General features: G+C 60.3%; 14 protein-coding genes. 7 read left to right on the top strand and 7 right to left on the bottom strand.

Translation table 11 applies throughout. From position 1 onward, the window contains the following. Nucleotides 1-53 precede the first annotated feature (53 nt). From WA070_RS14040 to WA070_RS14020, 5 genes are all read left to right on the top strand, one after another. A complete protein-coding gene (locus WA070_RS14040; protein ID WP_422634551.1) occupies nucleotides 54-524 on the top strand; it encodes a DUF736 domain-containing protein in 471 nt (156 codons plus the stop codon). Between the two features lie 88 nt (nucleotides 525-612). Then, nucleotides 613-894, top strand: coding sequence for a hypothetical protein (locus WA070_RS14035; protein ID WP_422634545.1), 282 nt, complete (start codon nucleotides 613-615; stop codon nucleotides 892-894). A 67-nt stretch (nucleotides 895-961) separates the two neighbouring features. Next, complete coding sequence (locus WA070_RS14030) at nucleotides 962-1,972, top strand: DUF2493 domain-containing protein (protein WP_422634544.1); 1,011 nt, start codon at nucleotides 962-964, stop codon at nucleotides 1,970-1,972. Nucleotides 1,973-2,385: 413 nt separating this feature from the next. After that, a complete protein-coding gene (locus tag WA070_RS14025; protein ID WP_422634543.1) occupies nucleotides 2,386-3,366 on the top strand; it encodes an SLOG family protein in 981 nt (326 codons plus the stop codon). A 280-nt stretch (nucleotides 3,367-3,646) separates the two neighbouring features. After that, entirely contained in the window at nucleotides 3,647-4,150 is a 504-nt protein-coding gene (locus WA070_RS14020) for a hypothetical protein (RefSeq protein WP_066768592.1), read from the top strand. Between the two features lie 17 nt (nucleotides 4,151-4,167). On the opposite strand, the gene WA070_RS14015 is transcribed toward WA070_RS14020, so the two are convergent. Continuing rightward, nucleotides 4,168-4,404 (bottom strand): hypothetical protein, encoded by a 237-nt coding sequence (locus WA070_RS14015; protein WP_422634542.1) that lies wholly within the window; start codon nucleotides 4,402-4,404, stop codon nucleotides 4,168-4,170. Between the two features lie 186 nt (nucleotides 4,405-4,590). Here WA070_RS14015 and WA070_RS14010 point away from each other — a divergent pair, with 186 nt between their 5' ends. Further along, entirely contained in the window at nucleotides 4,591-4,962 is a 372-nt protein-coding gene (locus WA070_RS14010) for a hypothetical protein (RefSeq protein ID WP_422634541.1), read from the top strand. Nucleotides 4,963-5,444: 482 nt separating this feature from the next. After that, nucleotides 5,445-5,771: a hypothetical protein gene (locus WA070_RS14005; RefSeq protein WP_422634540.1), complete on the top strand. Its 327-nt coding sequence runs from the start codon at nucleotides 5,445-5,447 to the stop codon at nucleotides 5,769-5,771. Nucleotides 5,772-5,801: 30 nt separating this feature from the next. Here WA070_RS14005 and WA070_RS14000 read toward each other — a convergent pair whose 3' ends face one another. From WA070_RS14000 to WA070_RS13975, 6 genes are all read right to left on the bottom strand, one after another. After that, nucleotides 5,802-6,641 (bottom strand): hypothetical protein, encoded by an 840-nt coding sequence (locus WA070_RS14000; protein WP_422634539.1) that lies wholly within the window; start codon nucleotides 6,639-6,641, stop codon nucleotides 5,802-5,804. Then, a complete protein-coding gene (locus WA070_RS13995; protein WP_422634538.1) occupies nucleotides 6,635-8,344 on the bottom strand; it encodes an ATP-binding protein in 1,710 nt (569 codons plus the stop codon). The genes WA070_RS14000 and WA070_RS13995 overlap by 7 nt, the downstream gene beginning before the upstream one ends. A 68-nt stretch (nucleotides 8,345-8,412) precedes the next feature. Beyond that, on the bottom strand, nucleotides 8,413-9,045 hold the full coding sequence (locus tag WA070_RS13990; RefSeq protein WP_422634537.1) for a hypothetical protein: 633 nt from the start codon (nucleotides 9,043-9,045) through the stop codon (nucleotides 8,413-8,415). Nucleotides 9,046-9,049: 4 nt separating this feature from the next. Then, entirely contained in the window at nucleotides 9,050-9,757 is a 708-nt protein-coding gene (locus tag WA070_RS13985; protein ID WP_422634536.1) for a hypothetical protein, read from the bottom strand. Between the two features lie 136 nt (nucleotides 9,758-9,893). Next, complete coding sequence (locus tag WA070_RS13980) at nucleotides 9,894-10,403, bottom strand: toxin-activating lysine-acyltransferase (RefSeq protein WP_422634535.1); 510 nt, start codon at nucleotides 10,401-10,403, stop codon at nucleotides 9,894-9,896. 24 nt (nucleotides 10,404-10,427) lie between these two features. Then, nucleotides 10,428-24,227, bottom strand: a complete 13,800-nt coding sequence (locus tag WA070_RS13975) for a cadherin domain-containing protein (protein ID WP_422634534.1) — start codon at nucleotides 24,225-24,227, stop codon at nucleotides 10,428-10,430.

The following is a 24,227-nucleotide window of genomic DNA, read 5'->3' as shown; positions in this document are numbered from 1 at the left end:
GGGAGGGTGTCGCCGGAAAATGGATTTCGAGCGACATTCGAAAGGTCAAGACGATGAACATCGGTGAAATCTTCAATCAGAACGGCCGCCTGACGGGCTCGATCGCCACCCGCACGATCGATCTCCCCCGCATCGGGCTGCGCAAGGTCATGAGCGAGAATGAGAAGGCGCCCGTCTTCGAGATCCTCGCGCTTAATGTCGCGCGTCGCTGGGTTCAGGTCGGCGCACTGTGGGAGGCCGCCTCGAAACGTACCGGTGAGGTGTTCCTTGCCGGCAACATCGACGACCCCAGCCTGCCCGAACCGCTGCCGATCGCGCTCTTCCAGGCGGATCATGGCGGCTACATGGTTGCGTGGCGGCGCGAGAACATGCGCTCTGACTTCGGCGGAGGCATGGGGACCAGCCGCACCAACTATGACGATCGCGGCTCGCGCGATCAGGGCGGCTTCGGCGACAGTACCGCAGGTACTGACGGAGAACTGACCGGTGCCGACGCGCCGTTCGGCGACGAGGACCCGTTCTGATCACCGGTTGATCGGAACAGGTTCCGGGCCGGGGAGGCGTCAGGCTTCCCCGGCCCATTCTTTTTTCTCGTCCATGAGGAGACAGTCCATGTCGCTTTCCTCCTTGCATGACCTCGCCCCGTTCGCCGATCTCTCCGCGCTCTGTGCCGCGATCATGGCCAGTCCCGCCATTGCGGACCTGCTCACGCCGCAAATCTCCACCGCGACCTGCACGCCAGCGATCCCGATCGTGGTCACCTGCGGCGAGGTCATCGCGGCTATCTACGACCTGCTCGATGGCACACCCTTCGCGCCGCATGCGGCGCAAATCGTCGATGCCGTCCTGACGCGCTCGACATTCGTCGCGCGCGCTCGGGCGAGCATGCACTGATCCGACACCATGGGGCGGGACGCCAGAGCGTCTGCGCCCCTTTTTTTGCATGAAATGGAGAAGTCCCATGACCCAAAACCGCTCGCGCAGCATCAGCCGCTTCGCAGACCTTTCGGCACTGATCGCGCAGATGACGGCGACCCCGGAATTCAGGCGCGCCTTCGGCGATCCCATGCCGCTTTCGATCATCAGCCCTGGCGATGAACCCGGCGAGCATGACATGCCCGAACCGCTTCACGCGCAGGCCGATTGCGCCGGGGTGATCGCCACCATCTTTGATCTGTTGACCGATACCCGCCTCGACGCGCTCGCGCCCGAGATCGCATGGGGCATGGTCAACAGCTTCCATTTCGTTGCCGGCAAGCTCGAGCGACAGGAGGACATGCTGGCCGACGAGTTGCGCGACATGATCCGCCGGACGGAGCCTTCGGAGGTATTCAATACCGAACTGGAGGAGAAGCAGTTGCTGTGCCAGTCGCTGACCGAACAGCGCGAGGCGGTCGAGTGCATGCGCGACTATGCCGCCGAGACCTTTCATGCACTATCGGGCCGTCCATGGTCACCCGCACGTGGGTCGCGCGTCTCCAAGGTGGCGACCGCCACGCAGGTCTCGATTCAGGATTTCCTGCGCGCCCGCGAGCTTGCGACACGCGAGCGGTACCGCCCCAGAGGACCGATCGTCATCGCATCGGGCCATGCGGAATGGCATGACTGGCAACTCCTCTGGGACCGGCTCGATACCATCCTCGAGCGCATCCCGCACATGACGCTGGTGACGACCGCGCAGCGCAAGGGTTTCGATGCGATCGTGGCCTCATGGGCAGGCAGTCGCGACGTACAACTCGTGACCTATTCGCTGACGGGTTCGGGGCGCGGTGCACCCTTTGCCCGCAATCGCAAGCTGGTGGACCTGAAGCCTGTCGAAGCCCTGCTGGGTGAGGGATCAGGTATTCAGGCCAACCTTTATCAGGCCCTGCGCAAGGCAGACGTCCCGATCCATGCGTTCCGCAAGGCCGATCAGGTTCCGGTCGAAAAGGTCGCTCCACCGCAACGGGGTCGGTTGCGTCGGGCGGCGTAACTTCTGCAAACTTCAATCATCCTGTCGGGGACGGCGCTGCGCGCTGTCCCCGTTTTTATGCGGGAGATGCTGGTCGCGGTGATGAGGTCAAGGGTTGGCAGTTCTCCCCCGCGAGGCGGGCGCCTGGAGGCACCCATTTGCGAATCAGGGGCATCGAGCCCCAGATTCGCAAAGCCTCTTCTCTCTCTCAAGAATTCCAATGGTGGCACGGGACCGCGTCGGCCTCAAGGACGACGGGGCCCCACCATTTTTTTGGGCGGGTCCAGCGGCGCGTTTCCTCTGCGATGACGGTGGCCGCCCAAAAAAATCGTGACCCCCATCGCCGGCTGCGCCGGTCGCTACGCGATCCTTGACCCCGCCGCTCGAAGCCCGTGCCCAAGGGGGGACCTCTTTCGTTTCAAAAGGAGGTTCACATGACGAAGATCAACCGCAGCGTCCGCCCATTCTCCGACATCGCCGAATTCATCGCGCAGGAGACCGCGCCCATCACCGACGACTTCCACGCCGCCTTCACCTCCGACCTCGACGGCGTTCGCATCGGGCGCGGCGAGGAGGAGATGGCAACCGACATGCCCGATCCGAGGGAAGCACAGCTTGCCGTCGAACTCATTGTCACGACACTCTTCGACGTGCTGCGGGACACACGGTTGCAGCCCGCCGCCGAACGCCTCGCATGGGGCATCGTCAACAGTTTCCACCACGTCGCCGACCAGTGGCAGGGCCAGGCCGACAAGGCGATGCGCGATGTTCAGGACCTGCTGCGGCGCGCCGACGGCAGCGAAATCCACGGTGTCGAACTCGAGCAGGCACGCGATGAACTCGAATATCTCGACGAAGCCACCGACGCCCTGCGGTGCATGCGGGATCACGCCGCCGACGTCTTCCACACCGAAACCGGGCGGCCGTGGTCCGCGCCCAAAGGATCGCTGGTGTCAAGCAAGCGCACCGCCTCGGTCATAGCCGCCACCGATTTCCTCGCCGCCCGCCGCCAGCGCCGAACCGACGCGCACAACCCGCAGGGGCCTATCGTGATCTTCTCCGGCGGGGCGGACTGCTGGTTCGACGACCGCCTCATCTGGGGCAAACTCGACGAGGCGAAATCCCGAAATCCGAAGATGGTGCTGGCGACGACGGCGCAGGACAAGGGGTGCGACGCCATGGCCGCAGCATGGGCAGCCTCCCGCAAGGTGAAGCTCGTCACGTTCCGCCTCAGTGCGAAGCTGGGCAAGAGGGCAGGGTTCGTACGCAACGAGCAGATGGTCGGACTGCGGCCCATCGAGGCGCTGGTCTGCGAAGGATCAGGTCTGCAATCGCACCTCGCGCGCCTCGTCAGGGAGAAGCGTATCCCGGCGCGGTTCGTCACGCTCAGCGATCAGGGATGGGAGGCGCAGTGAGTTATCCCAAGAGGATCGGTCCGGTTCACCGGGCCGGTCCTCATTTCTTTTTCGAGCGTCACACTCGCCCCCGCTCTGGGACCCGCAAGCGGGCCCGTCGCGGGCGCGATGCGGAACCGCCTACGCGGTCCCGGCCTCCTGCGCGCGGCTCCGCCGTGCTCGTCGCAGGGACACCCTTCGGGTGCCGTTTCGGCGGGGATGGTCGTGCCTGCAACGTCCAGCCCTACAATCAGAGGAGAGGAGGGACGGGGAGGGTGGCTCAATTGAGGAGATCAAAGCCATGACCGAACACACCCCCTCCCATGCCGGCGTCTTCGTTTCGGGATCACTTTCGATCGCATCGCTTCCCGAACCCGTCATCGAGCGTATCAGTGGCATTCTCGATCGCCGGCTTCCTATCCTGATCGGGGACGCGCGCGGTGCGGACCGGTTGGTCCAGCGCCATCTCTCCGACCGGAATGTCGGTGGCGTTACGGTCTACTGCTCAGGCGAGGGACCGCGTAACAATCTACGTGATTGGCCCGTCCGGCACATTCCCTCTTCCGGGAGAAAGGGGACCGCCGCCTACCATGCCCCGAAGGATGCGTCGATGGCGCGGGATGCCTTCAGCGGTCTCGTGATCTGGGACGGTCGCAGTCGGGGAAGTCTTGCCAACATTCACCGACTGGCGGCGCGGCGATGCTTCATTCTCATCTGGCTCACGCCGGAAGAGCGGTTCATCACCCTCCGGTCCGATTCCGACAGGAGCGCGTTCCTCGAAGCGCACCCCTGCCGGCATCTTTGACAATCCGTTTCGGTACATCAGGTGGCTGGCGACAGTCCCTTGAGCGCTGTTAACGCGCTGCCACCACCGACCCGGATCGCGTGCGTCAGAAGCTCGCGGAACTCCCGTTCCGTGATTTTCTCGACGGGCAGGTCATTCACGATCGCAGCATATTTGCCGCGCAGGGCGCTGCGGGCACTTTCCAGGTCCTGCGTCAGCTTGCGCTGACGCGCTTCCAGATCGGCAAGCCGATCCCTTTCCGTCATCTTTGGCATGTCCATCGTCCTTCCCCGATGGCCTGCCCGTCGCGCCGCATTCTGCCAGAGTCACTGTGCAAGGCAAGGGGCGATCGACGCTTTTAACGGCACCGGCGACTGCAATCTGCAGCTCCCTCCTTCCCACAAGATCTCATCTTCCCATCGTTCCTCCCGTGCGCAGGCAAGGGAGGCAAGGAGACGGTCATGTCCACCACCGAACCCCACCTCGATCGCTTTGTCGAACCCAATGACCCCGATTACCGGGCCGCGCAGATCAGAGGTTTCGCGCTCATCCGCCAGATCGAGGAACAGGTCAGACGGGCGGATCACTATGCCGGTTGCTACACCGGCTACACCGACCCGGTGACTCACGACCTTGTCATCACCGGCGAATGCGACGCTGATTATGATGAGGCCACGACCAAGGCCCATGATCTGGGCTGGATCGCCGCGACCTCAAATGCCTATTTAATCCTCAAGGCACAGGGGCGGACCGACGAGACCGCGCAGATCGTTTACAACGCCCATCATAATATTTTCCTCAGCGATCCGGAGCCTCCATGCCCGGGCGAATAGTAGCGAATGACTTCCGGGGTCGGGCTCGCGTCCGGCCCCTTTTTTGCTTGCAGGGAGCCCCCACCCATGGCCTTTGTCCCTCGAGCCGCTGCGGCGGTGAACACCAATCTCCAGAAGCAAGGTTGCCCCGCGCCTGCCGGCACGAGGCTGCGCAGCGCGAGCGCGCTGCGTAAGGCGGGACGCACGGCGCAAGGCCGTTTTGTAATGGACCCTACGCACGGGTGCTGCGGGCGCATTAGCCTGTAAAAACAAGGTGATATGGCCGTAATACGCGTATGACCCAAATCCAGCGCAGCGTCGTACGCGGATCACGAGCCTGACGAGCGTAAGTCTACTCCATTGAATTTCCGTGAATTATCTCGTGATACGCATCATACGCGGGTTCAGGACCTGTTCGACCGCCACCTCCATCAAAAGGGCTGGACTTGCTGCTGCATGCCCGAGATCATGGTCTCCTCGCTCCAGCAGGAAGGACATCACCCATGGCTGAATTGAACGAGGAATATATCAGCGACCTTCGTCGGGCGGTGGTCAAGGCCATCTGCGGAGTGTCGGCGGAAAGGCAACGATCCAATGAGGCGGGGAAGGGCGACACTCTCTATATCGGTTCGGCCGAAGTCTGTCAGATGCTCACGATTCTGCTGACTGAATTTCTGGAAGGCGTCCCCGATCTCGATACGCCCGGCGATGTTCGGCGGATGTCGGACATCGTGGCCAAGAAGATCAGATTGGGAATCGGCGAGATCCGGCGACACCGCCAGGAGACGGGCGGAAAGCCTTTGCCATCGATCATCATCAGAGGCAACTGACCCTCATAATCCGGCCCGATTTCCTGTCTTTCACAGAAATGCCGGCAAATCCTCGTTCGTTAAATAATCGACCAGAGGTGTGTTGCGGGTCACCGCGTCGTAGAAGAGGTGGTGCCAGCTATTGGCGGTGGGATGTGCATGCCCCTCCTGCCAGGCGGCGATGTTGTCGATGACGACAAGTCCCTTTGATCGCATCTTGCTGACATTGCGCAGCAGGCGGCGATGCTCGTTTCGAAAAAAGCGGACATAGCGTCGGGCGACCTGAAGTTCCCGCATATGGGTGGTCACCAGTGCCGTCTCTTCAACGGTCAGATCGGGATGCGGCGTCAGGCTGAAAGTCGGCGTTACAAAGGGCGCGGCAATGTCCAACTGGACGATCTGGGGCAATGAGAACGCGTCGAAATAGGGATGAATAAAAAAGCGCGGGGACACGACGTTCCCGGTTTTTTCCTTCTTTCGTCGCTGGCACGGGTCGCACATTGGGGTCAGATTGACCGGGGTGATCGCGAATTGCGGATATCGCCCTTTCGGCAGATAATGGTCCAGCGTTTCCGGGGGGGTGGGGCTGCCGCATGCCGGACAGATGTCAAGGTCATGGCCCCGCAATGCCTCCAGCATCGCGCCTTGCGCCGAATTCTCGGCGGGGTGGCTATAGAGGTTCTTGAATGCCCCTCCCTTAGCTTCGGCGGCGGGCCAGGTCTGCACCTGCGCCGGGGACCCTCCATGGGCGATATACACGCCAACCCGCACCTTCCATTCGGCGGCGATCGATTGGAAGAAACTCTTGTTGGGTTCCTTGGTTCGCTCCGCCACGACGGCATCGATCAACGTGAGGCAGTCGGCGCCCGGCACGGGCAAAAGCATCACCATCCTTCGCGCTCCATCCCTTGAATCTGGATGGCGAGTTCCTCGTTGATATCCTTGCCGAGGGCCTCGATCAGGGCTTCGGCGGACCCCAGTTCTTCGAGCTTCTCGGTTATCCATCGCTCGAAAGGCTTCGACGCTTCGCTGTCGCCGAACACATAGGAACTGATCCTTTGCATGTCGCCACCAAAGGTCTGAAAGGGCGGCGTCCGGATCGACAACCCGTCCTTCGTCCGCGCCATCACGTGCACGCAGTCGGTGGGAACTTCTCGTACGGTGACCAGCGAATGGGTGGCCAGCAGCGCCTTGGAATTGAACCGGTCGAGGATCGTCTTGAGCATATCGATGAACTGGATTTCCAGCGTCGGATGCAGAAACAGCTCCGGTTCGTCGATGAGGATCAGGCTATCGCGGCGGATTGCCCCGAGGATATTGATGACGATAAAGGAAAACAGCTTCTGGCCTGAACTCAGTTCGACGATCTCGCCGTCATGGAAGAAGGTCACGCCATCGGCGGCATTGAGTGCATCGCGGATTTTGTCGATTTTCAGTTCTTCGATCCGGTCGGAACTGATCGGCACATATCGCTCCCCGTCAACATCGAAAGCGAGATCGTCGAGAAGCCCCGCATCGCTGTAAAGCCGGCTGGCTCTACCGTCCGGGACGCCGATGTTGACGGTGGCGTAATCGAACGCAAAGGCCGTGCGAAGAACCTTTTCAACGGTCGCCAACTTGTTCGCCCAGTTGCGCAAGCCCTTGTAGCGTAGATCGTCCGTCAGGCAGTCCAGCAGGGATGCGGCCGCGTTCTTCTTGGGCGCCTGGTGAGTGAGCGATATTCCACCAAGCTTCCCTTTCGTCCTGCTGACCGAACGCCCGCGAAAACCGAAATACCGATAGACTTCCTTGTCCTGAAGCTCGTGCGCCTCCAGGTCCACAGGGAAACGCTCGAAAGGGCTGTAGGAGACGACGACGATTTGACTGAGGTTTGGCTTTTCGACGAATCCGACGTCACGCTCGTCCTTTTTGGGATCGTCGTCGAGCCAGTCCCGCACCAATTGATGCAGCAGCTGTGATTTGCCGACCCCGTTTGGACCGATCAGCACGTTGACGCCATGGGGCAGCAACCCGCGCTGGCTGAACTTCAAATTGAGCGTGGAGAGGTCGCCGTAAACGTCGTTAAAGCGGAAGCCCAGGTCGAGAACCGCCATAGAGGCCGCCGCGAAAATCTTCCATCCATCCAGATAGGATTTGATCTCCCCGCGCTCACGCTGGAGGGATTTACGGAAGGCCTGGGTATCGATCAACGCAAGCGCATCGGGATCTTGTTCGATATAAACAAGATAGCTTGCGTCTCGCAATTGCTGGGCTGCCTGCTTTGCCGCTGCCTCGCCAAGACGGTCGCGCAATTGCTCGTAAAAGCTGATCTCGCCCGGCAGTGACAGATACCGTGTGCCCGGTATCGGAAAAATTCCGTTCCACCCTTCTTCGCGCAGCTTATCCAGCTTGCGTTCGCTGGAATCGGCGTCCTCCAGCATCAACTTCAGATATCCCAGTTCGACCCTTTTGCCCTCGATGCGGCAAGTCGTGGCGAACGTGGTCTTGTTGCCATAATCATCCCAGTTGTCCGCGAGCAACTCCAGGACATCGCCCTCCATGTCGGGGGCGGGGGTAACTCGCCGGCTCTGGCGGCCGAGATATACTATCTTCATTGCATGCCCCATCCCATAGTATCTCAGGCATCGATTTATCCGACCCAGTCATTATGCCCGGAGCGCTCTTATAAGGTTTGCGCCTGTCGGAGCAGGTCGATCGCGGCTTCTCTCGTCACGATCCCCGTGTAGCGCGCAATATTACCGCAAAGCCCTCCCACTCGCCCTTCGCGCTCAACTTGCGCGACCAGAGGGACCTGCGCGATCGATCCGTCTGCATGGATCACGCTCGCCTCTGCAGTGATCCGGACCCTGTTCTTGCAGATAGTCGCCAGGTCACTCTTTCCCATGCAGCGCAGAACGGTCGAGCCCGACAGGAGGCGCAGCGTGACCGATGGTTTATCAATCGACCTGATTTTTCCATCCGCGCCCCCGTTCGTGGACGTTACCAGCTCTTGGAGCAACACGGAGACCGGGTTCTCGATGTGATACGCCTGGCAATAGTTGCTGGCGACGATGACGCGATGATCCGCGGCCGATGCCCCCTCCAGAGCGATGGTGGCACCGCCGACCGCGGGTGCTTGCGAGAACGGTCCTGGAATGCCTTGATCGGCGGCGGCGGCCTCAATTGCTGTGAGGTCGCTCAAATACTCGACGCTGCGAGAACTGACTGAACTGGGCAAACAGACGCCCAGCAAGGCGACCGCAGCTATGCTGACCGCGCGAAGCGGTACGGCAAAACGACGTGCGGGAGGCAGCATGCGATCAGGCTCCCATTTTGGTTGAAGTGATCACGTTCGCCTTTTCGCTGGCAACCTTCTCGTTGGCTTTTAACCGCTTCTTCCAGTCCTTCTTAGTGCTCCCGGTCAGGATCCGCGAGCTTTCGAGTGCGAATTCCTCTACCAGCTTCTCTCGCACACCCGATCCCCGCATAGCCAACCCGGCAAGGCCCCCATGGGCATTGACGACCTGGACGTAGAAGTTGCCGATCTGTTGCTGCGTGACGGGATCGAGCACCACGACTTCTCCGGAAAGCTCGTCGCTGCTCCCAAGCAGCAGGGCCATGCCCGCATTGGCGGTCTTGATGTTCTCGATCGTGATACGCAGGTTGACCGCCTTGCCACCACGCTCCTGCGTGAGCCCCCATTTCCGGGTAACATCACGCATGATAAAGGGCATCATCGACGAGAAGGGCACGGTTGCATACTGGTCCTGGACAGGCGCCGTGCCCGAAGGATCATAGGCGGCAAGGCCTGCCTCGCTCCGCTTTTCGCCAGCCTTCGCGTCCAGTTCCGCCATTTTGGCGGTGGCAGTGTCGGCGAGGATAACTTCGACCTGATCGACATAGTTCTTGTCGACGATCTCGAGCGGTAATTGCTCGATAACGGTGCGCTGCCTTGCAACGGCTGGATCAAACGACGCGGGCATGACGACAGCAACGGCAAGTGCCGCCGCGAGCAGAGACTTCTTCACGATCTACCCCCCAATAAAAAAATTTGCTCCGCCCACCTCTGAGGCCATCCATTCAATGATGGCGCTCTGGTCGCGACCGGAGATATGAGTTAAACAGGGCAAGCACTCTCCGAAGGTCGAGTGCTTACCCTGCCGACTACCGCGCAGCCTCTTCGACAGCCTGGCGCAAACGGTCCCCGGCGTCCGCAGACACGACCTGAACCGTCCGTTTGCCGGTGGCTGGATCGGTCTGATGGAAGCGGAATTCCTGGCCCTTGAGCGGTCCGGTGATCAGATCGGCAATCATGATTTCCCGCTGCTTGTTCTCGGTGTTTGCGAAGGGCGCAATCAGGTCAACGAGCCATATCTGATCGCCGCCTTTCCATTCATCGAGGCTCAGCCGGTTCTCCGGCTCGACCATGCCTTTATCGAGCTTGGCCGCCGCTGTGGGCGAACATTTCGCCCACAACGCAAGCCCCACCGGCTGCTGGCCGTCCCGGAACATGTAGAACTGCTCGTGCAGGAGTGCCGGCATGAGCAGCCACTCGATGTCGGCAATACTGAAACTCCGGTGCAGGGGAGACTGCGTGAGGAGCCAGGTCATTTCGCCGAGGAAATGACTGACGGTCAGTGGCGCGGCAGTGTTGTTATCCTGTTTCGTATTCATCTTAGGTCCAGTTCTCGTTCGGCCTCAGGCAGCCGAAGCCGTGAGCATGTCATAGCTGTGGAATTGATCGACGAGCTTCCCGGTCAATGCACCATCGCCTTGATTGGCGCCGAAGGTGCTCATCGCCTGGGCAAGTCGGGCCGCTGCCTGTGTCGCTTCGGTGTGCGTCGAGGAGGGATCGAACGCGAGGGCCACGTTGCCGATCGTCGCAGTGACGCCATTGTCCTTCGTATAGATCGCGGTCGTGAGCGGAAGGTTGCGACCGATTTTCGCGGTCTCACCGACGCTCGTGCTCGCCAGCGATATCTCCTTGATGCCGAGATCACCAAGGCTATGAAGTTCGCCTTGGTCAGAGACGCCGTTATGATTTGCGTCCTGCCAGACTTTGAGATCGCCGAACCGGGCATCCGTCGCGTTGATCTTTCCGTCCTTGTTGGCATCGAGCACACCCAGCCCATCCCAGGCACTCTTGGCGTTCTCCTTCTCGGCAAGGAACGAGATTTCGGACGCATGGGTGATCACACCGTCGCCATTGCGATCGAGGACGAGCATGCCATCACCGTCGGCGGCCCATCCGGTATCGTCTAGGGTTCCATCGCCATCCATGTCGAAGCGAGCATCGGTCTTGTTGCGCCTGCGGGCTTCGAGACCGTCACTATCGAGATCGATCAGGATCGTGGAAAGCATGCCCACGTTCGCATTATTCAGTTCGATGATGGACGCAGGGCCGATCAGCCCTGCGGACGTCGCAATGACGCCTTCCGCATCGCGTGGGACGATATGGACGCCATCCGAAGCGCCCGACGCGCGGAAGCGCTTGGCTTTCCCCGACCAGGTGCTGGTCTGGAATGTCGGATCGACCAGTGCTGAGAGCGCTTTGAACGCCAGTCCGACATCCAGCAGCGTGCCCGAGCCACCATTATTGAGCGCGTAGGCAGAACGATTATAGGTGATGTTCTGACCCGCGGTGACCGCCTCGCCGGTGGCCGTGCCCTGCAGCGTGATCGAGGCAATTCCGGCCTCGGCCAAGCTTAGCAGTTCCCCAGCGTCCGTCGCGCCATTACTGTTACGGTCAAACCAGAGCTTGAATTCGACAAAGCGGGCATCGCCACCGTCAAGCAGACCATTGGCATTGGTGTCGAAGGCTGCAAGTCCCTCCAGATCGGTCTTCGCGCCCTGTTTGTCCTGGATGAAGGATATCTCCTTGATGTCGTCGACAATCCCGTTCCCGTTGCGCTCGAGCGCGAGGAAAGCGTCATCGGCCTCGATCCAGCCCGTCTTGTCCGCAACGCCGTCGCCGTTCATGTCGAAACGGGTGGTGCTGTCGGCCAGCGAAATGAGGGAGTTCCCGTCCTTGTCGAAGTCGAAGACGATCGGCGCAGCGATGCTGGTATTCACCGCCGCCGGGTTTTCCTCTGCTGCGTCCGGGATGGTCTCATCGTCAGGCTGACCGCTGTCGCCGCTCGCCGAAGCATTGTCGCCCTGGTCCCCTGCAGCCGCCTCCGGGCTACCATCAGAAACCGTCTCGGCCGGCTGGGCCGGCGGAGCGCTGTTCTCCGGGGCTGGCTCTTCGTCGAAATTCGAAGGCGAATATCCGAAGATAACGTCACCGATCACACTTTGGCTCCCATCTGCACGGGTAAAGGCGGACGTTCCGTAAATCCGGTTGTCGTCGCTCTCGCTGTCATCGGGATTGCGGGTGAGCGTAAGGCCGATATGGGTTATCCCCGCCTCGAACAACGATTTCAATTCCTCGACCTGACTGATGCCGTCATGATTGGCGTCCTGCCACACCCTGAACTCGCCAAATCGCGCATCATCAGCATCGAGGAAATTGTCCCCGTCACTGTCATAGGCGCGCAAGCCCTCGAGGTCGGAGAGGGCGCCCGGCGAGTCATTGAGGAAGGAAATTTCCCCAATGTCATCGATGGTCCCGTTGTCGTTGCGATCCAGCGCCAGCAGGCCGTCATCGACGCCGACCCAGCCCGTGCTGTCGCGGATACCATCTCCATCCATGTCGAACGTCACCGTCGAGCCGTCATAGGGCGTAAGCTCCAGCCCGTCGCCGTCCAGATCAAGCACAAGCGGAGGTACCGACGATCCGCGGCGCAGGAAGGTCCAAAGGAAGCTTTCCGTCCGGGATACGCCCGTAGCGTCGGTGATCGTGACATTGAAGCTCGCATCAAGAGTGACTGCGCGGCGGTAGCCGTTCTTCATACCGCCTTCCCATTCGCCGTCGCTGCGCTGATCGGGCGTGAAGAAGGACAGCCGACCCGACTGCGACATGGTGATCGTCGGATTGGAGAGCGCGTTGATTTCATCGCTTCCCGATGAAACGGCATTTCGTTCGCTCCAGGTCACCGGTCCGATCGAGTAGGTTGCACCCGCGATACGTTCCGGGTCGGAACCATAGAATTGCACACCCCAGGCCGTTCCCGCCGTGTTGGCCGTCACCCAATAATTCAGGGCCGATTTCTGAATGATTTGTCCCTTGCCACTTCCCGCCACATAGGATCCGAAATTGAGCGGTTCGTTGACGTCCTGAACCTTGATCGTGAGCGTACCTTGGGTAGAGGCGCCCGTTGCCGAATTGATAGCCTGCAGGCCCAGGTTGAACGTCGCTCGGTTGGGGTCTTTTCCGACATAGACCAACTGATCTTCGTACATCGGCGTTTGATCCCATGGATCACTGCCTACATAGACCGACTGCCATTCGTATATCTCGGTCAGAGCTTCATAATCCATCGGACTGATCATCCAGACCTGACCGCTGGCTGAGTCGATCTGCCAACCATTCATCTGAGACGATCCATTACTGAATCGGTAGCTGATATTGCGCCCTCCCTCGGCATCAACCAGCATCGAATTGAAATAGCCGACGGGGATCCAGGGACCAAGGGCCGTGTGGCTTTCATTTACGTTCAACGTAAGGTTGGACATGCCGTGCTGTTCGTCGACATCCTGAAGGTGGATCTCGAGCGTTCCGGCGCTGTTGGTGTTGTTCGCACCAAAGCCCTTGTCGTAAATCAGCGTGCTATAGCTGAAGTCGCGAGCGCCGGATTCGAAATTGAGGTCCTGTGAGCCGTTGACGTACACGTTCCCGTTGTCATCCATGACGAAGCGCCCGTCGGGCGTGCGCGAGACGTTCCGGCCGAGATTGCCGTCATAGTAGCGATCCCAGTTGGCGAAGACGTAACGCAGCTCGGACGTCGGCCCGTCGATGTCGCTGCCGGTCAGTGTTCCGAGATGCTGATACCATCCGGCATTCTCGCCAGGGTAGAAGCGGAACGGCTGCGCCGAGAAAGCTGGCGCCTCATTCTTGTCCTCGATGAGGATATTGTAGGCGTAAGGATCAGATTGGGCTCCGCTGGCGTCGCGTGCAGCGACGGTCAACGTCGCGACGCGGATTTCCTTCAATCCATCGCCGTCCGTATCATAGTAGAAATCGGCGTCGGTGCCCGCTTGTCCCTTATTCCCGCGTATCCAGTCGGCGGTCCAGTTGACGCCGTTGTTGACCTGGATGTGGTTGCCATTGACCACGAACCAGCCGTTGTCGTTACCACCCAGGATCACGAGCGAGGGGACTGGACCGTCCGGATCACTAAGGCCGAAACGGGTCTGCAGTCGCAGGCTGTGGCTTTCGCCGCTCGTCGTCTCCGAGAAGACGTTATTCGCCTCCATGACGAGCGCGTTGGGCCGTTCATTCACGTCGGTGATGAATACCTGGATCAGCGTTTCAGGAGACGCCAGGCTACCGTCATTGGCCCTGACCTTCACATCCGCAATATGCGCTTCGAGGCGGCCATCGCCGTTCCAGTCGTAGATTCCATAGCCGCCATTGTTGCGGAACCATTCATAGTCGAAATTGAGGCCGGGGTTGAACTGCACGGTGTTGCCAACGACCGTGAACCAGTTGCCGGGATTGACCGTCAATTCGAGCGCCGGAGTGTTTCCATCCGGATCGGCCATACCGAAGGCCGCGACCACCGTGCCCGCATTGGCGGGGTTCCCGCCAAGCCCGGTCTCGTCGAAGAACTGCCAGCCGCCGCCGCTCGGCGCGGCAGGCGCTTCGTTGACGTTGGTGACACCTACAGCGAGTACCTGATCGCGCACCAGGCCAAAGCGGTCCGTGGCCCGGACCGTGATGTTGTGCGATCGTGCCGCCTCATAGTTGAGGAGCGCGCCGTTCGCTACGGTGAGAGCGCCTGTCGTCGTGAGGGCAAATCTGCCGCCGGCATTATCCAGCAAGGCGTAGGCCAGCGTGTCGCCATCGGGATCGGTCCCGGACACGGTTCCCACCGCAGATCCGTTGGCGGCATTTTCCGCGATCGATCCGGTGAGAGCAAGTGCTGTGGGCGCCGCATTAAGCACCACCGTCGTGGTTGCGACCGCGGTTTGCGTCTGGCCGCCTTCGGTCGCTCGTGCGGTCAGGGTAAGATTGAGGTCCTGAGCCCATCCAGTGGGCGCATTGACCTTCAATCCGGTTGCTTGGGCGTGGGTCAGCTTCCAGGTCGCCGTGGCGCTGTCGTACGTACCGGCACTGAGCGTCACGCCGGACGGAACACCGGTGATCCACAGTTCCCGCAGTTCCGAGCCATCGGCGTCCGGGAAGGTCACATTGGCGGTAAGGGCTACGCCACCCGCCTGTCCCGAAGAACCGGATCCGCCAACGAAGCTCGCGATCGTGGGCTTGTCTGCGACCGGATTGACCGTGATCGCAACATCGCGGAACGAGGTCACACCACCTGCGTCGGTGGCGCGGATGCGGACCGTGGCGGTGCCACTGACATTGGCGGCCGGCGTGATCGTTAGCGTGCGCGCTCCCGATGCATTGGGTGCGCCGAAGACCAGTCCGCTCAGCGGGATCACCGTTCCGCCGGAAAGGATCTGGGCGGTGACATCTATGCCGTTGGCCGGCGTGATGTCATCGGTCGCGGTGACCGTCACCGAAAGCGGCGTGTCTTCGTTCAGTGTCTGCGCAGCGATGGCGGCCAGAACCGGAGCGGCATTCGTTTTCCACCTGGTTGCCCACTGTGCCTTGTAGGTAAGATCGGTCATCAACGCATCGCGCGCCGCAATTGTCGTCGGCTTGGTCTTGGTTGCCATTAGGGTCACAAGGCCCTGAACGTCGATCGTCCTGCTGTACCGGTTGTTCGCAACGATGAAATCGATCTTGTAGTTGCTGCCATCGACGCCCGGGGTGACGTACCAGTCCTTGATCCGCGCACTCGACGTGGTGCCGATTATGGTCACCAGCAGATCGTTACCCGACTGCTCGAACCAGATATCCTGGTCATCGATGATATCATCGATGTCCTGAAGGCCCAGAACATCGACATCCGCGCCTGAAGGATCGTAATTGATGATCGTGTCGGCGCCTGAGGTGCGGGTAATGATGTAGGTGTCGTTGTCGATGCCGCCATTCAAGACGTCGTTGCCAGCGCCTCCGTCCAGCATGTCGTCGCCCGCTTCGGCGAAGAGCTGGTCGTTGCCGACTCCGCCAATCAGCTTGTCGTCACCGGCACCGCCATAGAGGATGTCGTCGCCATCCTCGCCGCTGAGGATATCTGCGCCATCGTCGCCATACAGGGTGTCATTGCCAATTCCTCCTGCCAGGTCATCATTGCCGGCCCGGCCCTGGAGGATATCGGCCCCGCCACCGCCGCGCAGAATGTTGGCATTGGTGTCCCCCCGCAACGCATCGTCATAGCCGGTGCCGAGCAGATTCTCGACGTTGACATAGACATCGCCCAGCGCCGTACCAGTGTTTGCGACGGTGCCTGCGAGATCGGCATTCACGCCGGCGGTAGCCGCAACGCCCTCGGTCAGGACGCTGTAGTCAGCCCAATCGCTGCCAGCGCCACCGTCCAATCGATCGGCGCCCACGCCGCCGGAGAGGTAATCGTCGCCATCTTCACCATATAGCAGATCGTCACCGGCATCGCCGTAGAGGCGGTCGACCGTGCCGGCGACGTTCGTGCCGCCATAAAGTGTGTCGACCCCGGTGTTGCCGACGAGGACGTCGTTGTCGTCACGGCCATAGAGGGTGTTATTGCCCGTGCCACCGATAAGTCGATCCACGCCTGCGCCGCCGTCGAGCATGTCGTCACCCGCGCCGCCATTGAGCGTATCGTTACCGCCATAGCCATAGATGAGATCGCGGTTCTGCTGGCCGGTGAGAGCGTTGGCGTTAGCATCGCCTTCGAGCACGTCATCCCGGTTGGTGACAGTGATCGCGACGGTCCGCTGGATCGTCAACGGGCTGGCCGACGTGTCGGTCGCGGTGACCGTGATGTTCAGGGTCGCGCCCGCCTCATAGTCGAGGGCGGCGCCTTGCTTGAGCCGCAGGCTGTTGTCGATGAACTCGAAACGGCTATCCGACACCGCATAGGTGTAGGTATCGAATGGCAACCCTGCGGTATCCGGGTCGGTCACGCTGAAGGTCGCAAGCGTGAGCGCGTCGAGCACCGTGCCCGCCGCGACCCGATCGCGCTCCTGAACCGAGATCGCGGTTGGCGTCCAGGCCATCGCCGTGGGCGCTTCATTGACATCGGCGATGCCGATCGTGACGGTGCTTGCCACCTGATTATAGCCGGGCGCACCGGCGTTATCGCGGGCGATGACCTGGTAAGGCACGCTTGGCGTACCCGCCTCGAAATTAAGCGCTGCCGCTGTCTTGATGACGCCGGTCGCCGCATCGATGATGTAGCGTCCATCGCTGGAAGTCGCACTGGCGGTGGCGCCGTTCAGGAAATAATAGCGCTGCTGGCCGAACGCGATCGCGCTGCTGTCCGGGTCTGTCGCGGCCACAGTGCCCACGACAGTGCCGACAGCCACATTCTCCGCGACGGACATACCGTATGTTGCGGGAATGGTGGCACGCTCGTTGACGTTGCCGACGCTGATCGCGAAGTCCTGCTGGCGCTCACCGCCCTTGCCATCGATCGCCTTGACCCGGATGCTATGCGACTGTCCGGTCTCATAATTGAGGAGGGTCGGGGCCTTGACCGAGATCGCACCAGCGGCAGTGATCTGGAAGCGGCCGCCCGCGTCGTCGACGAGCGAGAAGGTGACGACATCACCGTCCACGTCGGTGGAGCCCAGTTGCGCCACCGCCGTACCGGTCGTGGTCAGGCTGCCGGTGCCGCTTTCGGCAACAGACAGCGCGCCGCCCGCGACCGACATCGCTCCCGGCGCATCGTTGACCGGGGCGATCGCGACCGCCACCTTGAGTTCGACCGACTGCCCGTCCGCATCGGTAGCAAGAAGGCTGAACGTGTCGGCCCCATTGACGTTCGCATTGGGAGCGTAGGTAAAGGTCCCTGTCGCGGCGTTCAGGTTGGATATGACACCCATCGAAGGCAGGGCATCCTGCTTGATGGAATAGGTGAGGGGGCCGCCGTCATGGTCGATGACGCCCCAGGCACCGCTGACGGCGATGGCCACATCCTCATTGGTCGCGATCGCGCGCGGCGTCGTCGAAGCCGTCGGCGCAGCCTTGCCTCCCGGATGCCAATAGGTGCCAAGCTGATCGACAATGGCAGCAGGCATCGAAGCAGGGGTAGAGACGCCTGCACTCGTCATCGCGGTAACCAGCGCCAGCGAGGCACTGTTGTCGAGATAGTAGGCGTGCGTGGTCGTCTGGATCGACCGCAGCAGGGTCTTGCCGGTGGTCGCATAGAAATTGGTGACTGTGATCGTGGCCGCGCCACCGATCACGCCGATCCGCAGGTTATTGCCGCTGCGCGTCATCCACAGCTGATCGAACGCCACCGTACCATCGAAGTTGATGGTGTTGATGCCGCCGGCATCGACCACTGTATCGGTCCCCGACGTCGCGCTGAACAGGAAACTGTCATCGCCCGCGCCGCCATTGAGCGCGTCATTGCCGTCACCGCCGGCCAGGGTGTCATTGCCATCACCACCGGTCAGCGTATCGTTTCCGGCGTCGCCCACGAGCGTATCATTACCGACGCCGCCGTCGAGAATGTCGTTGCCGGCACCCGCCGTGAGTGTATCCGCGCCGTCTTCGCCATAAAGCTCGTCGACACCATCACCGCCATCAAGGCGATCGTCCTCGCTACCGCCCCAGAGATGGTCATCGCCATCGCTGCCCGCCAGCGCATCGGCGCCTGCATCCCCGTAGAGATTATCGTTGCCCAGATCGCCAAGCAGTACGTCATCGCCGGCCGCCCCGCGTAGCGTGTCGGCACCATCGAGGCCTGCGAGCCGGTTGCCTGTGGCATTGCCCGTTATCGTGTCGCCAAAGGCCGACCCGATGATGTTTTCGATGCCGATCAGGATATCGCCTGCGGCATCGCCACCGACCTGAGCGCCCGTGCTTGCCATATCGATCGTGACAGCTTCCGCCGAACTCACATAGCGCGCTGTATCGCCAGCGTCTGGGACGCTGCCAATGACGCTGTTCGAACCGCCGTCGAGCCGATCGGCCCCGGCACCGCCCTCGAGTATGTCATCGCCGGCACTGGCGGATAGCTGGTCATCGCCGCCATATCCAACGAGCGCGTCATTGCCAGAGCCCGCAGCGAGAATATCGGCCAGATCCCCAGCCTGACCCAGAAGCAGGTCATCCCCGGTGGTCCCAGAGAACTGTGCGCTGGTGGCCGAAATGCGAACGCTGCTCAGAGAGATCGACTGTCCATCTGCCAACTGTAGCAATTCCACCTGACTGGCGGCGGCTTTCTGCCCAACGATCCGGATTTGTTGCGCGTTCGACCCATTCAGGATGATGAGATCGTTGCCGGACCATTCGAACCTCAGATTCGACAGGCTGAGACCGACCCCCAATTCCAGCACATCGACGCCGCCGTCCGTGACGGTATCGAACCGCTCGCCCGTGACCTGCTGTCCATTGGTACGTGCAAAGCCACCCTTCCATCCGGTAAGATCATATTCGGAAGGAAGGGGCGCGGCTGGTGCCGTACCCGTCTTCACGAACTTGTCGAAATCATAGACGATTTCGTTCGCGGCGTTTTTGATCTGGAGCCGCCAGTAGGTGCCGCCGGTTGCGGCAACGCCCGTCGATGCCCACGAAGCGACGCTGTAGCCGCTAGCAAGCGTGCCGCCGGTAGTGACAGCTTCGTCGACCGTGAAAGCGCCGTCGCGGATCGTATCGGCGCCGTCGCCTGCATTCCAGACATAGGTGTCGTCGTCAGCCCCGCCGTACAGCATATCATTGCCAAGGCCGCCACTCAGTTCGTTCTGACCGGCATCGCCGCCCAGCACGTCTGCGCCCGATCCACCTGTAAGGCCTTCAATCGCCTGATACTCATCGCCGATCGCGTCTCCGGAATTGGCTCCGCTTGCCGACAGGTGCGCGCGAACCGCTCCCGTGACCGAAGCATAGGAGGCCACGTCAAGGCCTGCGCCCCCGATCAGGACGTCCTTGCCCGCTCCACCGTCGAGGATATCGTTACCGGTGCCCCCATAGAGCACGTCATCACCGACTTGCCCCCGCAACGTATCCGATCCGGCGTTGCCAGCGATAATGTCGTTGCCGCTGCCGCCAGCGATCACATCGTCGCCTGCGGCGCCGGTAATCCAGTCGGCAATCGCTGTGCCCGCCAAGGGTGCGGTCCCTGTACCGTTGTTGGCATCGGTCCCGGCGATCAGGTTCGTCTTGCCCGAAGCCGTGTCAAGGATACCGGTCTGATAGAAGGCGAACTTCTCGATCTGACCGGTTAGTCCGGTGACATACCAATCCTTGATCGTGATGCTGTCCGCGACCTTGGAGGCATCCAAGACATCGGCATCCTCGTCGGATATCGCGAGAACAAGATCATTGCCTACGCGACGCAGGATAACGTCCTGGATGTTGATGCCTGGAGCAAATTCCAGCGTATCCGTGCCGTTGTTCGCCACCATCGATCCGCTTGCTGGCGCGGCGTAGCGCTTGAGCGTACTGGTCGCCGCGTCGTAGTCGAAGCGGCCAATCCACTGCAGGTCTGGCGCCTCCGCCGTGCCCATATTCTTGCGCACAAGCTGACCATCAGGATCCGTGACCTCGCCCGTCGTGCTGTTGTAGGTGTAGCCCGTCGCCCAGGCACCGTTGGCCCAGATCGCGCTCCACCCGCTCGCGACGAAATCATCGAAGATCATGTCGCGGCCGTCGCCGCGCGCATATTTGAAGCGATCGTCGCCTGCACCGCCAACCAGTTGATCGCCATCGCCCCGGCCGCCCGACAGAATGTCGGCGTCAGCGCCGCCGAATAGGTCGTCCGCGCCAGCATCGCCGGTCAGTGCGTCGGCGCCCGCGCCGCCCATCAGTTCGTCATTGCCGAGGCCGCCCACGATCAGATCGCGGCCAGCATCGCCGGCGACCAGATCGTCGCCTGTTCCGCCATTGCCGATGTCGTCGCCGGCCATCAGGAACAGCCGGTCATTGCCCGCACCGCCATAGACGAAATCATTGCCGGAGGTTCCGATCAGGACGTCATTGCCTGCGCCACCGATTACGAAGCTGGTGATGTCACCGATCCGGATTTCAGTGCCGTCGACGAACTTCAGCCACTCGATACGTTTGAAGGGATTGGTGAACCAGTCCTTCACGGTCAGCCGGGTGCCGCTGTCGCTTTCGACGCCGTTCACGATCTGGGTTACGACGACGATGAGATCATTGCCCGGGGCCGCTGTCGTACCCGAGCGTTGGAGACGGATGTCGCCGATCTCGATGCCTTGGCCGAAGACCAGGGCATCGTCACCGCCGGCGACCGAGCCAGTTGTCACGCCCGCAGATGTTCCAACCCAGTCGGGACGCAAAGCGCCCGCAGTAATCGGATTGAGCTTCCACGCCTCGATCGCAGCCATGCGTTGGCTGATCGCGTCACCCGCGCCCGTGGATACCGGCGCTCCGGTCGGATCTTCCTCGGCAATATCCGCACCGTCTCCGCGGCGGATCAGATACTGATCGTTTCCGGTACCGCCTTTCAGATCGTCTGCAGCGCCCGCGCCTCCTGCGAGGATGTCATCGCCGGCACCGCCGGTGATTGTGTCTTGACCGTCGCCGCCTTCGAGCCAGTCGGAACCTTCTCGCCCAACCAAAATGTCATCGCCTGCGCCGCCATCCAGATAGTTGCCGTTGCCGCCGAGTTTGGTCAGATCAGCCGCCCCCGCGTTGAGAATGTCATTGCCGTCGCCACCGAAGAGCCAATCGTCCAAACGGCCGCCATAGAGCGTGTCATTTCCCGCGCCGCCTAGGATGTTGTCGCCGCGGTCGGATGCGTCGACCCTGTCATTACCGTCGCCCGCATCGACCATCGCTGCGACGTCGATTTGCTTTGACTCCCCGTTCCAAGCCGCTTCATCAACGCTGAGACCAATGTTAATGCCCCCGGCGGATGCCGCAAGTTCGCTGCCGGTAAGTTTAATGATGTCCGCGCCAGAAGTACCGACAACTACGGTTTGAGTACCTGCTTCGATAGTGTCCTCGACAGAACCGATTGGAATACCGTCTTGGTCAGATACTAGCCAATAGCGAAGTCCCGTGATTGGATCGATTGCCGCTGAAATGAGTGGCGCGGACAGGGTATTTCCGCCCACAAGGCCGTCGGGAACTGTATCGAAAAAGACTTCAAAACCGCCGGTCCAATCAGTCTCTGCGCGCCGGTTTAAACCGAGTTCAAGAGCCCGGGCGAGAGTAGTCAACCAAGCGACCGAAAAAGATGATTGGGGATTTGACGCAATAAGCGAATCAACCGCCACGGAATTTGAAAGGTAATCTCGATAGTCCCCTGCCACTGACACATCCCCAAGAAGTGTCGTCATGTCAAAGATACCCGACGTCACTTCTCGCCCAGCCCCTGCGGAGCCACCTGAATTTTTCAGCGATCCAGCCAAAGCCCGCTTTATATAGACATCGCCGCCAGCCATTTGAGGAAGCATGCTTGAAAGACCAAGGTAAGTACCAAGCGTTACGAGCTTTTGCCCGGCATCCTTTCCGTCGAACCGGGCCGTGATGGCGTCTTTGTCTTTAGTCGACGTAGGGCGGTATACAAAATCTTTGCTACGCATACCATAATTGCCGGATTGAACCGCGTCTGGATTGATGAGTGAGGATCCCGAGGCATCAAGGATTGCATTGAAGTTATCTGCAACACTGCCAGCCAGCGCTCGCGCGGCATCCTTAGAGCCGCCCTTTTTTGAATAGATATTTGCAACAACGAATTCGCTCTTAGTTGAATCCCATTGAGCATCTGCTCCCGCCCGCGGGGTGCCTCCAAAAATCGAGCCAATCAGTCCGCCGAGCAAGGTATCTAAGACGACGACAACAACTGCTGCGGCGAAAAGGTAGGGATTTCCCGTAACAACCGCAGCTTCAAAAAGCGGAGCGGCACTGAACGCGCCGTATGCGGCGCCAACGGCAGAGCCGATTTGGCCGCCGACGCTGTTAAAGGTCTTTATTTCCGATGATAATTTGCTTCCGATATATGACCCGATAGCGCTAGCAAGCAGCGCTGGATTGACCCCAGCGAACGGGGTAGATGCCGTTGAGGGGGTTGAAATGTTTGTCAGGATTTTTGTGATTACGACGCCGCCGACACTATTGGCCACTTCACCCGGTACGCCACCAACTCCGACGCTCTTCACCAATTCCGCAGTAAGATATGATGATAGAGCGCCCACCCCCTCGCCTTTTATGTTTGCCAGTAATGAACTGCCGAATGCGTCCACTCCACTATTGACCAAATTAGTTGTACTGGAGGTACTGCCCAGTATCTCCGTATCTATGAATTCGCCAACAGCCCCTAGAACGGTGCTCAGTGTTCCCGAGGCGATAATTTGGCCAAATGGGTCGGAAGTGACGCGATTTCCAAGAACTGATCCCAGGGCAAGGCCAAGCTGCCCACCGTCGAGGAATTGCATAGCGGTCAACCCAGCATCCACGGCTTCAGCCAACGCTGATCTAGGCGGGAGAGGTGAGTTAGCAAACTTTTCTAGTTGAGCGATAGCGGCTTCAATCTCGGCTGTCGCATCAGAAACGGAAGAGCCATCGGGATTGTACGCGATTCCCATAAGAACCGGCTGGCCCACTGAGTTTGTTCCGGTGAGGGCCATCCAAACACCAAGGAAACCATCGTGCTTCTTCGCCTCAGCGACCGCCCTATTTTGCAAATCCTTGGGCAGCCGTGAGATAGCCCTAAGCGCATCTAGGAACGCTAGAGGGTGCATTATCGCGTCGAATGCGTTTGAGCCGGTGGTCATTTGGCCCAAAGTTCTGCCGAGTGCCAGCGCAAACCTCGCGCGTTGAGTTGGGTCGTTATCGATCACATCACCGATGGTAAGGTAATCGATTTTGCCATTTACTGTCTTCGAATTGTAAGTTCCTGTAGCAACGTCATAAAGTGGCATGTCCCAGTAATAAAAGCTGCCGCCCCACCCAGAGAGATTGCCATTAACGCTCACTCCATATCGGCTTGTTACCGCCGTGATATCACGCGCGAGAATTACCGGAAGAGCAGGAATGCCGCCTGCAATTTCAATATCTTGCAGGACCCTTTGCGCGATGCTATCTGAAATATTCTGTAGATTATTTGCATTTTTTCGAGCGATGCTCAGTCCGTTGGCAGTAAAATTCCTTATGAAGCTGGAAACTGCTCCAGATCCTTCGTTAATTCGCGACGCTTGCGAAAACCAAAAGAGAGTTGCCGAGTCGACCCCAGGACGTGCGTTGATCGTCTGGTAAATATAGCTATATGCGTCGGCGTATTTTCCTTGCTGACGTAGATTCGCGATAATTGATATTTGGGCGGAATTGAGCGTTATGGTCGCGCGGATAACACTGGTGTCACCATTACTGTTTGACAT

The sequence above is a fragment of the Sphingobium sp. genome, assembly GCF_049304695.1.
Classification (GTDB): Bacteria; Pseudomonadota; Alphaproteobacteria; order Sphingomonadales; family Sphingomonadaceae; genus Sphingobium.
This window is presented reverse-complemented; position numbering and strand designations above follow the sequence as displayed.